Source organism: Mycobacteroides franklinii (assembly GCF_002013895.1).
GTDB lineage: Bacteria > Actinomycetota > Actinomycetes > Mycobacteriales > Mycobacteriaceae > Mycobacterium > Mycobacterium franklinii.
In genome coordinates this window covers 101897-115710 of sequence record NZ_MAFQ01000013.1, presented here as the reverse complement: position 1 = coordinate 115710, position 13814 = coordinate 101897, and the positions used below count along the sequence as shown (strand labels likewise).

Annotated in this window: 7 protein-coding genes; all 7 read right to left on the bottom strand. The window is 64.6% G+C overall.

Going from position 1 to position 13814, the window contains the following annotated elements; all coding sequences use genetic code 11:
- Positions 1-3: 3 nt before the first annotated feature.
- Positions 4-1557, bottom strand: a complete 1554-nt coding sequence (locus tag B4393_RS21375; RefSeq protein ID WP_070937527.1) for an acyl-CoA carboxylase subunit beta — start codon at positions 1555-1557, stop codon at positions 4-6.
- Positions 1557-6902 carry a polyketide synthase Pks13 gene (gene pks13 / locus B4393_RS21370; RefSeq protein ID WP_078335785.1) on the bottom strand — a complete coding sequence of 1782 codons (5346 nt, stop codon included), beginning with the start codon at positions 6900-6902 and terminating at the stop codon, positions 1557-1559. The genes B4393_RS21375 and pks13 overlap by 1 nt, the downstream gene beginning before the upstream one ends.
- Positions 6903-6953: 51 nt before the next feature.
- Positions 6954-8867 carry a long-chain-fatty-acid--AMP ligase FadD32 gene (fadD32, locus tag B4393_RS21365; RefSeq protein WP_078335784.1) on the bottom strand — a complete coding sequence of 638 codons (1914 nt, stop codon included), beginning with the start codon at positions 8865-8867 and terminating at the stop codon, positions 6954-6956.
- Between the two features lie 338 nt (positions 8868-9205).
- Entirely contained in the window at positions 9206-10216 is a 1011-nt protein-coding gene (culp6, locus tag B4393_RS21360) for a carboxylesterase Culp6 (protein WP_070937530.1), read from the bottom strand.
- 222 nt (positions 10217-10438) lie between these two features.
- Positions 10439-11416, bottom strand: coding sequence for an alpha/beta hydrolase (locus B4393_RS21355; RefSeq protein WP_070937531.1), 978 nt, complete (start codon positions 11414-11416; stop codon positions 10439-10441).
- Between the two features lie 245 nt (positions 11417-11661).
- Positions 11662-12663 (bottom strand): esterase family protein, encoded by a 1002-nt coding sequence (locus B4393_RS21350; protein WP_070937532.1) that lies wholly within the window; start codon positions 12661-12663, stop codon positions 11662-11664.
- A gap of 79 nt (positions 12664-12742) precedes the next feature.
- A complete protein-coding gene (locus B4393_RS21345) occupies positions 12743-13717 on the bottom strand; it encodes an esterase family protein (protein WP_078335783.1) in 975 nt (324 codons plus the stop codon).
- Between the last annotated feature and the right edge of the window lie 97 nt (positions 13718-13814).

Genomic DNA, 13814 nt, shown 5'->3' with positions numbered 1-13814 from the left:
TGATTAGATCGGCGTCAGACCGTGCTTGCGCTGCATCTTGCCGAAATTCTGCTTGTCCCGCAACAACTTCAGCGACTTGCGAATCAGCAAACGGGTCTGATGCGGCTCGATGACACCGTCGATGTAGCCACGCTCTGCGGCGATCCACGGCGTCGCCAAATTCTTGTTGTAACCCTCGATGAAGTCGGCCCGGATCTTCTGCACCTCGGGCGCCGTCGGATCCGGGAAGCGCTTCACCAGCAGCTGCGCGGCGCCCTCGGCACCGATCACGGCGATACGCGCAGTCGGCCAGACGTAGTTCAGGTCGGCCGAGAGCTGTTTGGAACCCATCACCGCGTATCCGCCGCCGTAGGCCTTGCGGGTAATGATGGTCACCTTCGGCACGTCGGCTTCCACCACGGCGTTGAAGAAGCGGCCACCCTTCTTGATGATGCCGTTCTTCTCCTCCGCCACACCGGGCAGGGCGCCGGGGGTGTCGACGACGAAGACCAACGGCAGGTTGTACGAGTCGCAGAACCGGATGAAGCTAGCCGCCTTGTCGGAGGCGTCGGTATCGACAGCTCCCGCCAACTGCATCGGCTGGTTTGCGACCACGCCCACCGGGTGCCCGTCGACGCGCGCGAACGCGGTGATCATGGCCGGGCCGCGCTGATCGGAGATCTCGAAGACATCGCCATCGTCGAAGATCCGCAGCAGGATCTCCATCATGTCGTAGCCCTGGTTGTCGCTATCAGGGATGAACGTGTCGAGGAACAGGTCGTCCTCGGTGATCTCCGGTTCCAGGCCGGGGTTCACGATCGGCGGGTAATCAAAGGTGTTGGACGGCAGGAAGCTCAGGTAGTCGCGCACATACTGGAACGCGGCCGCTTCGTCCTCGACGACCTTGTGGATGTTGCCACGCTGTGCCTGCACGTCGGCGCCGCCGAGCTCATCGAAGCTCACATCCTCGCCGGTGACGTCCTTGATGACGTCGGGCCCGGTGATGAACATGTAGCCCTGGTCGCGTACTGCGACCAGGAGATCGGTCTGAATCGGCGAATACACCGCACCACCGGCGCACTTGCCGAGAATGATCGAGATCTCCGGGACGTAGCCCCGCAGGAATTCATGGCGACGGCCCAACTCGGCGTACCAGGCCAACGAGGTGGCGGTGTCCTGGATGCGGGCGCCTGCCGAGTCGTTGATGCCGATCACCGGGCAGCCGTTGGTGGCCGCCCATTCCATGAGCTTGGCGACCTTGCGGCCGAACATCTCGCCGACGCTGCCCTGGTACACGGTCTGGTCGTGCGAGAAGACCGCGACCGGACGTCCGTCGATGCGACCCAAGCCGGTCACCACACCGTCGGTGTACGGCGCGTTGGGATCGCCGGGCGTGCGGGCGAACCCATCGAGCTCCATGAAGCTGCCCTTGTCGAGCAGTGAGTCGATACGGGCCCGCGCGCTCGGGATGTTCTTCTTGTCGCGCCTGGCGATGGCCTTCGGATCGCCCGGCTCCTTGGTCAGGGCCATCCGCTCACGCAGGTCGGCAAGCTTCTCGGCGGTTGTGTGTGGTGGCACTATCCCTGGCCTTCCTGATTCTTGGCGTTGATCGAACGCAGCGCCTGACTCATATGTGCACCGACCTTAGCGATGATCGGTTCGTCGATGATCTGGATGTGCTCACCACCGACCGGAACGACCTCGAGATCGGATACGAACTCGCCCCAGCCGCCATCGGGCTGGCGGGTCGCGTACGCGGGCTCGAAGGTGATCGCGTCATCGTGGTAACGATCGGCCATGTACAGCGTCATATGCCCGTCGAAGGGCACCGGCGTCGACGTGTCGATGGCCCGCTGGTCCAGGTAGGACGTGCGCTGGTGCTCGATGATGCCGCCGGGGATCTCCACACCGGCCGCCTTGACGGCCTCCAGCACAAACCTGACCTGACCCTCGTCGTCGAGCTCCTCGAGCTGCTCGTAGGGGATCTCCGGGATCTGCACGTTGAAGGTCTTCTCCGCGAATTTCGCGTAGCGATCCCAACGCTTGCGGGTCTCCTCCGTGGTCGTCAGGATCGGCGTCCCGGGGCGCACCCCATCGATATTGCCGACCCACGCGACCTCGGCGCCGGCCTCCTTGAGACCGACCGCGCAGGCATACGCCAGCACCGCACCGAGTGACCATCCGGCCAAAACAAAGGGTGCAGCGCCGTTCAGTTCCAACAGCTTGGGCACGTACTGGGCGGCCCGCTCCTCGATGGTGCCCTCGACCCGCTCCAAGCCGAACATCGGTGTGCCCTCGGGGAGCCGCTTCAGCAGGGGCTCGTAGACCACCGTCGATCCACCCGCCGGGTGGAACACGAAGACAGGGACCGCCGTCGAACCCTCCGGCCTGGGGGCCAGGATTCGCACGAAGCCGTCGATCTTGCCCGCCTCCAGCCGGCTGCGGACCACCTCACCCAGCGCCTCGATGGTCGGCGCGAGCTTGACCTCGTCGGCGCCGATCTCACCGTCGGCCCGCTGCGAAAGACGCTCCGCGAGCTTGACCGCCGTCTCATCGTCGATCTTCGGCAGCGCGTTGAAGATGCTGCCGGGCGATTCACCGGTGACGATGGCCCATGTCGCGAAGGCGACACGTTCGGCCGCATCACGCGGTGGCACATCGGCATTCAGTGCCTCGGCGATGGCTTCCTGGTTCATCGCGGCGGCGGCCTTAGCCAGCTCGGAGGTCTCCGCCGAAATTGCCGGCTCCGCAGCGGGAGCGCTCTCGGCAAGGGCAGGCTCCTCGTCCGGCACGGACGTCTCCGCCGCACCCACCGCCAGCGCCTTCTCGAGATCGGCCTTCGACAGGACACCACCTGTCGGCGCGGCCTCCTTGAACTCGTCGGTCTGCTGGTAGTCGTGCAGCTCGTGCACGGCGTCGGGGTTCTCCAACGCGTAGATGACCAGCCGCTCGACATCGAGCAGGTTGGCATCGCGCACGGCCTGCAGCTGAATGGGCGGCAAGTCGAAGTCGAACTCGACACGGTTCTTGATGCGCACCGCCATCAACGAATCCAGCCCCAGCTCGATGAGCGGCACCTCGCGCGGCACGTCTTCGGGCTCGTAACCCATGGCCAACGACACGATCGCGGCCAGACGCTCGATGACCGGCTCGCCGGACTCCTTGCTCCATTTCTTGAAGTCGGCACCCGCACCCGCACCGGAGAGCAGGTTGTCCTGAATCTCTTCGGGCACCTCGTCGGCCACGACCGCGACCGCCTGCGACGGCGCCGTCGCCGAACCGTTGGTGGCGACACCCGCAGCGGTCGCGAACGGCAGTGCGCCACCCTGACCGGCCCGGGATACCACCGCGTCGTAGACGAGGGTGAACGACTCACCGATGCGGGCGTGCACCTGCACGGTGGCCCCGCCCGGGTGCCGCGACAGCGTGGTCACCAGTGTGGAACCCTCGCCCGGGATCGCCCGCTGCTCGAATGCGGTGAGCTGGGCATCCGGAAGTACCGTTACCGCAGCGGCTTTCACCAGTTCGGGGAGAAGAGCCGAAACACCGCTCGCGTCGGATGTCGCCGGCGTTGCGGCTCCCGGACTCCATTCCCACACATGCTTGCCGTCGGGCAGCGACACGTGCGTACCGGGGATCCGGGTTGCGCCATCAACGCTGAAATGCGCGGGGAGCCAATGCTCCTTGCGCTTGAACTCGGTCGGAGGAATCGGCGCGTAATCCGCCGACCTGGTTGCCGCGGTGAACAGCGTCCGCGGGTCCAGGCTGTGGCCGTACACATAGAGCTGCGCCATGGTCTTGACCATGGACTCGACCTCGTCCTCCTTACGGGCGAGAGTCGCGATCAGCTGCGCGTCGGGCAGTCCCGATGACATGGTGGTGAGCCCAACCTGCATGAGCGCCACCGGATTCGGTGCCAGTTCCAGGAAGGTGGTGTATCCGGCATCCACGGCATTACGGGTGCCATGGGTGAAGTACACCGAATGCCGCATCCCCTTCTTCCAGTAGTCGACGTCGTGCACCGGGTCACCGCCTGGGCGGATGAACGTGCCCTCGTGCACCGTCGAGAAGATCCCGATGTTCGGAGTCATCGGCTCGATCCCCTGCAGTTCCGCGGCGAACTCACCGAGCAGCGGGTCCATCTGCGAGGTATGACCGGCACCCTTGGTCTGCAGCTTGCGCGCGAACTTGCCCTCGGCCTCGCAACGGGCCACGATCGCGTCGACCTGCGCCGGCGGACCACCGATGACGGTCTGCGACGGCGCGGCGTACACGCATACCTCGAGGTCCGGGAAGTCGGCGAACACCGTCTTGAGCTCGTCGGCCGAGTACTCGACCAGCGCCATCAGCCGGATGTAGTCGCCGAACAGCATCGCCTCGCCCTCACCCATCAGGTGTGCGCGCGAGCAGATGACGCGGGTGGCGTCGGCCAGCGACAGCCCACCTGCAAAGTAGGCCGACGCGGGCTCTCCCAGCGATTGCCCGATCACCGCGGTGGGTTTGGCGCCATGCGCCTTGAGTACCTCACCCAACCCGATTTGGATCGCGAAGATGGCGATGTTGCTGGTTTCGATGCCGTACTCGTGCGAGTCATCCAGGATCAGCTCGACAACGGAGTAACCCCGCTCGTCCTGCACGTACGCGTCGACCTTGTCGATCCACTCCGCGAAAATCGGATCGCGCAGGTACAGGCTCTTGCCCATCTTGCGGTGCTGCGCACCGAAACCGGCCATCACCCACACCGCGCCGCTGGTCACGGGACCATCCACGGAGTAGACGTACGGCTTCTGCTTGCCTTCGGCGACAGCGCGCAGACCCGTGATGGCCTGGTCGAAATCATGGGCGAGCACCACGGCGCGCGAGCGCCCATGGTTGCGCCGGGACAGCGATCGTCCGATGGATTCCAGCGAGTAGGACTGGCCCTCTTCGGATTCCATCCAGTCCGCCAGCGCGGCCGCGGCGGCCTTCTTGCGAGAGGATAGGAAGCCCGAGATAAAGAGTGGGACAACGGGAGTCACCGGCTCTTCGGCAGAAAGCGCGGCCAGCGCCTCCTCTTTGAGACGCTTGGCCTCGTCGGTCAGTCCGGGCAGCTCCCGCGGCCCATCGGAGTAACCGCCCATGAACTCGCCGTACTCGTCAAACCGAGACTCAACGAATTCGACATTTCCTTCTTCGGTATCTGCCTCTGCCCCAGCGTGTTTGCCGTTGACATCGGAATCTTCGTCCACATCGGCTTCGGACGGCTCACTGGGTTCCACCAGGTCGATCGGCAGCACCTCACGCACCACGATGTGGGCGTTGGCGCCGCCGAAACCGAAACCGGAGACACCGGCGATGGCGTGCCCGCTGTAGCGCGGCCAGTCGGAGACCTGGTCGACGACCTTCAGGTGAATCGCATCGAAGTCGATGTACGGGTTGGGGCCGGTGTAGTTGATCGACGGCGGAACCTTGTTGTTCTGCAGGGCCAGCACGATCTTCGACAGGCTCGCAGCGCCGGCCGCGGACTCCAGGTGCCCGAAGTTCGACTTGGCCGAGCCCAGCAGTGCCGGCTTATCGGCGTCGCGACCACGGCCCACCACCCGGCCCAGGCCGTCGGCCTCGATCGGATCACCGAGGATGGTGCCGGTGCCGTGCGCCTCGATGACGTCGACGGTGCGGGGATCGATACCGGCGTCCTTGTAGGCCTTGCGCAGCACCTCGGCCTGGGCATCGGGGTTTGGCGCGAGCAGACCATTGGACCGGCCATCGTGATTGACCGCGGACCCGGCGATGATCGCCATGATCGGGTCACCATCGCGGCGCGCATCGGAGAGGCGCTTGAGCACCAGCATGCCGCCGCCCTCGGAACGGCTGTAGCCGTTGGCATCCTGCGAGAAGGACTTGATGCGGCCGTCCGGGGCCAGCACGCCGCCGACCTCGTCGAAACCGACCGTCACGAGTGGTGTGATGAGCGCATTGACGCCACCGGCCAACACGACATCGGCCTCACCGGAACGCAGTGCCTTCACGCCCTGGTGCACCGCGACCAGCGAGGACGAACATGCGGTGTCGACGGCGACACTGGGGCCACGGAAGTCGAAGAAGTACGAAACCCGGTTGGCGATAATCGAACTCGCGTTGCCGGTGATGGCGTACGGGTGCATGACGGTGGGGTCGGCCACCGACAGGTAACCGTAGTCGTTGTTGGAGCTACCGATGTAGACACCGACGCTGTCTCCCTTGAGGCTCGACGCCGGGATGCGCGCGTTCTCCAGCGCCTCCCAGGTGAGTTCAAGAGCCATCCGCTGCTGCGGATCGATATTGTCGGCCTCCATCTTGGAGAGCGTGAAGAACTCGGCGTCGAATCCCTTGATGTCCTTGAGGTATCCGCCACGGGTGGCGGCTTGCGCCACCCGCTCGGCGATTCGCGGTTCACTGGTGAACTCTTCCCAGCGCCCCTCGGGCAGGTCGGTGATCGCGTCGCGGCCCTCCAACAGCGCCTCCCACAGCTGCGCCGGGGTATTGACATCACCGGGCAGACGGGTGGCAAGACCGATCACCGCGATATCGAATTCGCCTGTGGCAGCTTTGGGATCGCGTGACCAGTCCTCGTCGCCGGCATCCGGCAACTCCGGCTCACCCTCGATGATGCGGGTGGCCAGCGACTCGATGGTGGGGTGCTGGAAGGCCACGGTGGCCGTCAATGTGACCCCGGTGAGGTCCTCGATATCGGCCGCCATCGCCACCGCGTCACGCGAGGACAGACCCATCTCGACCATCGGCGCCGAATCGTCGATGCGATCGGGGCTTACCCCGGTGGCCGCGGCGATCCAGTTGCGCAGCCATTCACGCATCTCGGCAACGGTCAGCTGGGCACCGCTCGCCGGCACCGCCACCTCCGGAGCCTTGGTCTCTTGTGTCGAATCCTGTTGCGTATCAGTCATTTTCGAGGCCTATCTCCGGGGTATCGGATGGCGGCGGCGATATTCGATCGCCTACTGCCGGTCGTCGGGGAATGCGGTCTGCTGGTAGCCGCCGCGCAGGCTGCCGTCCAAATAGCTGGTCCGGGCGGCACGCCGGGCGATCTTGCCGCTGGAGGTCCGCGCGATGGAGCCGGCCGGAACCAGCAGTACATCGCGCACCGTCACACCGTGGCGCACCGCGACCGCGGCGCGCACATCGTCGCCCACGGCCTGGTTATCCGACTTGTGGGCGCCCACGCTGCGCTCACCGATGACGACCAGCTGCTCGGAGGAGTCCTCCGGGTCGTACTTCAGGCCGGCATGCGGATTGTCGAAGACCACCTGCGGCAGCTGGTTGGCCGGCACCGAGAACGCGGCGACGTACCCCGGACGCAGTGCCTTGTTGGCTTCCTGCGCGGTGAACTCCACATCCTGCGGGTAGTGGTTGCGCCCGTCCACGATGATGAGGTCCTTGACGCGGCCGGTGATGTACAGCTCGCCGTCCACCCATACGCCGAGGTCGCCGGTGTTGAGCCAGTTGGCGTCGTCCGGCACGCCCTCGGCATGCGACGCGGAGATCCGCGACTTGAGAGTGTTCTGGAACGCTTCGCGGGTTTCCTCCGGGCGGCCCCAGTAGCCGGAACCAATGTTGTTGCCGTGCAACCAGATCTCACCGATCTGACCGTCGGGCAATTCGGAGGCGGTCTCACCGTCGACAATGACGCCCCACTCGTCGCGGGCCATCCGTCCGCTGGACACCTGGGTCACCGAGTTCTCGGCACCCGGCTCCACCTGCACGATGCGCCCGGCGTTCAGCTCGGTGCGATCCACGTGCAGCACGCGCGCCCTGTCCGTGTTCCAGATGGTCGAAGTGACGAACAGCGTGGCCTCAGCCATGCCGTAGGACGGGTGAATGGCCCTGGGGTCAAAACCATAGGGCTCGAAGGCATCGCAGAACTTCTTGATCGAGGCCGTCGACACCGGCTCGGAACCGTTGATGATCGAGTACACGTTCGACAGGTCCAGCGGCGGCTCGCCCTCTTTGGGCAGACCACGCAGCGCGCAATGCTCGAAGGCGAAGTTGGGCAGCGCCGAGAAGCTTCCCGAGCGGTCGTCACCCTTGACCGCCATTTCCCGCAGCCAGCGCAGCGGGCGGCGAATGAACGCCGCCGGACTCATCACCGTCATGTGCTCGCCGATCATGGACGGCACCATCACCGTGATCAGGCCCATGTCATGGAAGAACGGCAGCCAGGTGGTCCCCCGGTGACCGGGCTGACCGTCCTTGCCTTCCTGCTGCGACAACGCGTCAACCAGCTGCAGCAGGTTGGTGGCCAGCGACAGGTGGGTGATCTGCACACCGGCCGGGGCGCGGGTCGAGCCGGAGGTGTACTGCAGGTAGGCGATGGTGTCCTTGGTGGCCACCGGCTCCACCCACGTCGAACCCACGTCGTTGGGAATCGCGTCGACGGCGATCACGCGCGGGCGCTCCTTGGGCGGACGGTTCCGGAAGAACTTCCGTACGCCCTCGGCGCATTCGGTCGTCGTGAGCACCGCGGAGGGCTGGCAGTCGTCGAGCACCGCGTGGAGTCGGCCGGCATGGCCTGCCTCACTGGGATCGAACAGCGGCACTGCGATGGCACCGGCGTAGAGAGCGCCATAGTGCGCCACGAGGTAATCCAGGCTCTGCGGAGCCAGGATGGCGACGCGGTCGCCCGGCTTGGTCACCTGCTGCAGACGAGCGGCAACGGCACGGTTGCGTGCGCCGAACTCCGACCAGGTGATGTCGATATAGGCGCCGTCGCGCTCGGTGGAGAAGTCGAGGAACCGGTAAGCCAGGCTGTCGCCCTGCGACTCCGCCCAGCCTTCGACGTGCCGAACGATGCTCCCGTCCTCGGGGAACTTGATGTGGCCCGCCGAATCGAGGAACGGGTTGTCGAACGCCATGTGTGCTTCTCTCCTCTAACAGCGCATGGTGCGCGTTTCGCGGGCCTGAACAGTTCGTGCACGCCGATATGACATCGGGGCGAACGTCAAATCCTCGATGATCGTACCGAGAGGCAATCGCGTACTACGGCAGCTCAGGCGGCCATTCGCGACGAGATTATCGGTCGGCGGCGGCCAGCCAAAATCACTCAGCCCCGCGAACGGCTTACAGTCTTATTTTTCTCTTAATCTTAGGTGAGCGTACCGCGCCCACCAAATATCTAGGCGTCCTGTTGTGAAGATGACATCAACGCTTGTCGGAGACCTCACCCCGAGCGCATGGTCTTCACGCAAGACGCTCACCCATGCTTCGGGTGGGGCGCGTTCTCAATGAGCCCCTCAGCCCAGTTGGTGGTCCATTCCGTCGCGGGCCGGCCGTCGATCTGCCAGAACTCTGGGGTGGCGTACAGCGCGTGCACGGGGGCGCCGGCGCCACCGGAGAGGATGTCCAGCGTCTTGCCCAGGTTCGAGATGTTGAACGCGTCCGGGGGCGCCGCGCAGATCAGGTCCCCGGTCCCGCAGATCTGGTTGGTGCGGTCGTTGAGCTCACCGAATCCGCCAGGACGCGGACCCGACATCTTCAGCCCGAATGAATCCAGCACCCCGAGATCGCCGAGAGTGACCTCGGCCCCCTGCCCGGGCGGGTTGGGTCCGGGCGACTGTCCGATCCCATCCTGACGACGACCGTCCGCGATCAACGTCACGCCCAGCACCAGGTCCTGGTCGACGGGACCCTGGCCGTTGCCGATCTGATTGGCGATGTCACCGGCGATCACCGCGCCCTGCGAGAAACCGACGATGACGTAGCTGGTGAGCGGGCACCGGTCGTACATCTCGGTGAGCTCCTTGACCGCCCGATCGGTCCCTTCCTTACGGCTGTCGTTGTACGACATCTGGTTGTCGTTGGCGAACGGGTTGTGGAACTGGGCGGTGTAAGGCACCGTCCATGTCTGCAACCGGGCCTTGTCGAACTTCTCGGTGATGGGCCGGGACACGTTCAGCAGCAGCGAGCGCGGGAACTGCGTCGGGTTGAGCGGATCATCGGTCGTCGACGACTCCCAGGTGCCCGGGATGATGAGCGCCTGCACATCGGGGCAATCAGCGCTCTGCGAGGCCGGCCGGGGCTTCTGGCCGGGCCGAGTCACCGCCGGTGTCGTCGTCACGGGCACCTGGGCGCCCGGCGTGACATCGTCAGGCCTGCGGACGATGACGACAACGATCGCGATCACCAGAATGACGACGACGGCGACGGCCAGCGCCGCGGCCAAACCGAGAATCCGGTGCCGTTTACTGTTCGAGCTCTTGGGCATGTGTCTCCTGGCCGTTCTTGACGTGCGGTCTCGCAGCTTGCACTAGCTTGCTCCAAGGTACCGGCAACCTCGAGCGAGGCTACCGAACCGGTGCGCCTCACACCTGCGCAAATGATCGCGACAGCACAGAATTCGTTACGTGATTGTGGCCGTCAGCCCCCGCTGACGACAACGGCGGCGACCACCGAAGTGGCCGCCGCCGTCGCGATCGTTCGTTGTGCCTTAGTGGCTCTGCAGGTACGCGACCATGTCAGACTTCATGGCCTTGAGCTGGTTGCCCCAGTAGGTCCAGTTGTGCAGACCACCCGGGGGGAACTCCACGTGGGCGTTCTTGCCGCCGGCGGCGGTGTAGGCATCGACGTACTGCTTGTTCGAGCCGATGGCCATTCCCTCGAGGAATCCGCCGGTGAAGTTCTCGAAGCCGTTACGCGTGGCGTCGAGGTCGGTCGCGTCACCGCTACCGCAGTAGATCCACAGGCGAGTGCCGTTGGCCACGGTCCGGTCGATGTTCAGGAACGGGTCGTTGCGAACCCAGGCCGGATCGCTGTCCGGGCCCCACATGTCCTGCGGGCTGAAGCCACCGGCGTCGCCCATGGCCATGCCGATCTGGCCCTTCATGTCAGCCGGGTGCAGGAAGCCCGAGAGCGCACCGGCGTACACGAACTGCTGCGGGTGGTAGTTCGCAAGGTTCAGCGCGGAGGCTGCACCCATGGACAGACCGACGACAGCGTTACCGTTCTTGGACAGCCCCTGGTTGGCCAGGAATGCGGGCAGCTCCTGGGTCAGGAAGGTCTCCCACTTGTAGGTGAAGACGCCGTCCTTGCCCTTGGCGGGCTGGTACCAGTCGGTGTACCAGCTGGACTGACCGCCGACGGGCATAACCACGGAGATGCCGGACTGGTAGTAGTCCTCGAATGCGGTGGTCTCGATGTCCCAGCCGTTGAAGTCGTCGCGTGCGCGCAGACCGTCCAACAGGTAGACGGACTTCGCGCCGCCGTTCTGGAACTGGACCTTGATGGTGGTGTTCATGGACGCCGACGGCACCTGCAGGTACTCGACCGGCAGACCCGGACGCGAGAACGCATTGGCTACCGCAGAACCACCGGCAACACCGATAAATCCAGGTAGAACGGCCGCAGCGGCGGCCACAGTGGCAAGTCGACGCGCGGTCTTACCGCGCAATTGTGAAAAGAGCTTCATTACCTCAGTATCCCGTCTGCTTCAATCGGCGTTACACATGTCAGGCCGATGGACATCCCGATAGACATCCCTGGGGTTCCCGGGGTAGTCAACCACATCAGGGCGCCTGTCAACACATTCCGTCGCCGTTGTTGGCCCTCCGCAACCGGACCGATGTGTTCCTGAGACACAACCCGGCGAAGACGAAAGAGCGGTGGCCACCCGTCGTACGAGGAGGTGACCACCGCTCTTTCAACTGCTTATGCCTAGTGGCTCTGGAGGTAGGCCACCATGTCGGGCTTCATGGCCCGCAACTGCTGGCCCCAGTAGGTCCAGTTGTGGATGCCGCCCGGAGGAAACTCGATGTGAGCGTTCTTGCCACCGGCCGCGGTGTACGCCTCGACGAACTTCTTGTTGGAACCGATGGCCATTCCCTCGAGGAAACCGCCGGTGAAGTTTTCGAAACCATTGCGCGTCGCGTCCACGTCGGTGGAATCACCGGTACCGCAGTAGATCCACAGGCGAGTGCCGTTGTCGATGATCTTCTGGATGTTCAGGAACGGGTCGTTGCGCTGCCACGCCGGATCACTGTCCGGGCCCCACATGTCCGAGGCGCTGAAGCCGCCGGCATCACCCATCGCGAGGCCGATCTGGAACTTCATGTCCGACGGGTTCAGGAATCCGGAAAGCGCTCCGGCGTAGACGAACAGCTGCGGGTGGTAGATCGCCAGCGTCAGTGCGGCCGAGGCACCCATCGACAGCCCGACGACCGCGTTACCGGTCTGCGAGATGCCCTTGTTCGCAGCGAGATACGCCGGGAGCTCCTGAGAGGTGAAGGTTTCCCACTTGTAGGTCCAGACGCCGTCCTTGCCCTTTGCCGGGTTGTACCAGTCCGTGTAGAAGCTGGACTGACCGCCGACGGGCATGACCATGGAGATACCGGACTGGTAGTAGTCCTCAAACGCCGTGGTCTCGATGTCCCAGCCGCTGAAGTCGTCGCGCGCACGCAGACCGTCCAGCAGGTAGACAGCCTTGGTGCCACCGGGCTGGAACTGAACCTTGATCTCACGGCCCATCGACGCCGAGGGCACCTGCAGGTACTCGACCGGAAGCCCGGGACGCGAGAAGGCGTTCGCAACCGGGTTCAGCTCGGCACCGCCGGCGATACCCACGACACCCGGCAGCACAGCCGCGGCCGTGGCCACTACCGCAATGCGGCGCGCCGACTGACGCGCCAAGGCACCACGCATCTTCGAAAAGAGCTTCATTTACTTCGTTTTCCTATCTGTCTCAATCGATTTCCCACTATGTGCGCCTGCGAACCTTCTCTCAAGGTGCCCCGGGACCCTAGCCGTTGAGCATGGCAATCAGATCACCCTTGAGGGCCTGCAGTTGCTGTCCCCAATACGGCCAGGAGTGATTCCCGGACGAGGGGAAGACGAACGTGGCGTTGCGGCCACCGGCGGCGGCATACGCCTGCTGAAATGCCTTGTTGCCGGCCACCGCCAGCGACTCCAAGCTGCTTGCACTCAGAGCGACACCGGCGTCGGTGTTGTCGTCGATCGGTGTCGAACCGCCAGGAGCGCAATAGATATAAAGGCGGGTGCCGGCCGCGACCAACGCCTGGGCCTGCACGGTCGGGTCATTGCGCCGCCATGCCGGATCCCACGGCGGTCCCCACATGTTGTCGACGCTGTAGCTGCCCGCGTCGAGCATCGCGACCCGGATCGCGTTGGTCATGAAGATGGTTGACGGGTTGAGGAACCCGGACAGCGAGCCCGCGAATCTGAACTGAGCCGGGTGGAAGGCGGCCAGGATCAGTGCGGCGCCACCGCTCATGGACAGTCCCACCACACCGTTGCCCGTGGCCGATATCTGCTTATTGGTGGCCAGGTAGGCGGGCAGTTCCTGAGTGAGGAATGTTTCCCACTTGTACGTGTAGGGCTGCTTGTTCAGCGCCGACGGCGAGTACCAGTCGGTGTAGAAACTCGACTGCCCGCCGACGGGCATGACCACCGAGATCCCCGACTGGTAGAACCATTCGAACGCTGCGGTGTTGATATCCCAGCCGTTGAAGTCATCCTGTGCGCGCAGACCGTCCAGCAGATAGACAGCCTTCGGTCCGCCACCCTGGAACTCGACGCGAATGTTGCGTCCCATCGAAGTGGAGTAGACGTCCAGGTATTCGACCGGGAGTCCGTCACGCGAAAAGGCATGCGCGGCGGCGGGACTGATCGATAGGCCGGCCACGACCACTGCCGGGACAACCAATGCCGTTAACAGGGCCGACAGCACGCGGCGGGCTCTCACGCGCACGCTCATCTGGGGTCCATCCGTTTCATATCGAGGAAATCGCAGAAGTCACATTGGTCACTTCTGTCACGCAACGTTGCGCCTGAAGTGTCTGACAAGGTCGTCT

Coding starts and splice junctions, on each gene's coding strand:
- pks13 (WP_078335785.1), bottom strand. CDS start 6,902: ATGACTGATACGCAACAGGATTCGACACAAGAGACCAAGGCTCCGGAG.
- fadD32 (WP_078335784.1), bottom strand. CDS start 8,867: ATGGCGTTCGACAACCCGTTCCTCGATTCGGCGGGCCACATCAAGTTC.
- culp6 (WP_070937530.1), bottom strand. CDS start 10,216: ATGCCCAAGAGCTCGAACAGTAAACGGCACCGGATTCTCGGTTTGGCC.
- B4393_RS21355 (WP_070937531.1), bottom strand. CDS start 11,416: ATGAAGCTCTTTTCACAATTGCGCGGTAAGACCGCGCGTCGACTTGCC.
- B4393_RS21350 (WP_070937532.1), bottom strand. CDS start 12,663: ATGAAGCTCTTTTCGAAGATGCGTGGTGCCTTGGCGCGTCAGTCGGCG.
- B4393_RS21345 (WP_078335783.1), bottom strand. CDS start 13,717: ATGAGCGTGCGCGTGAGAGCCCGCCGCGTGCTGTCGGCCCTGTTAACG.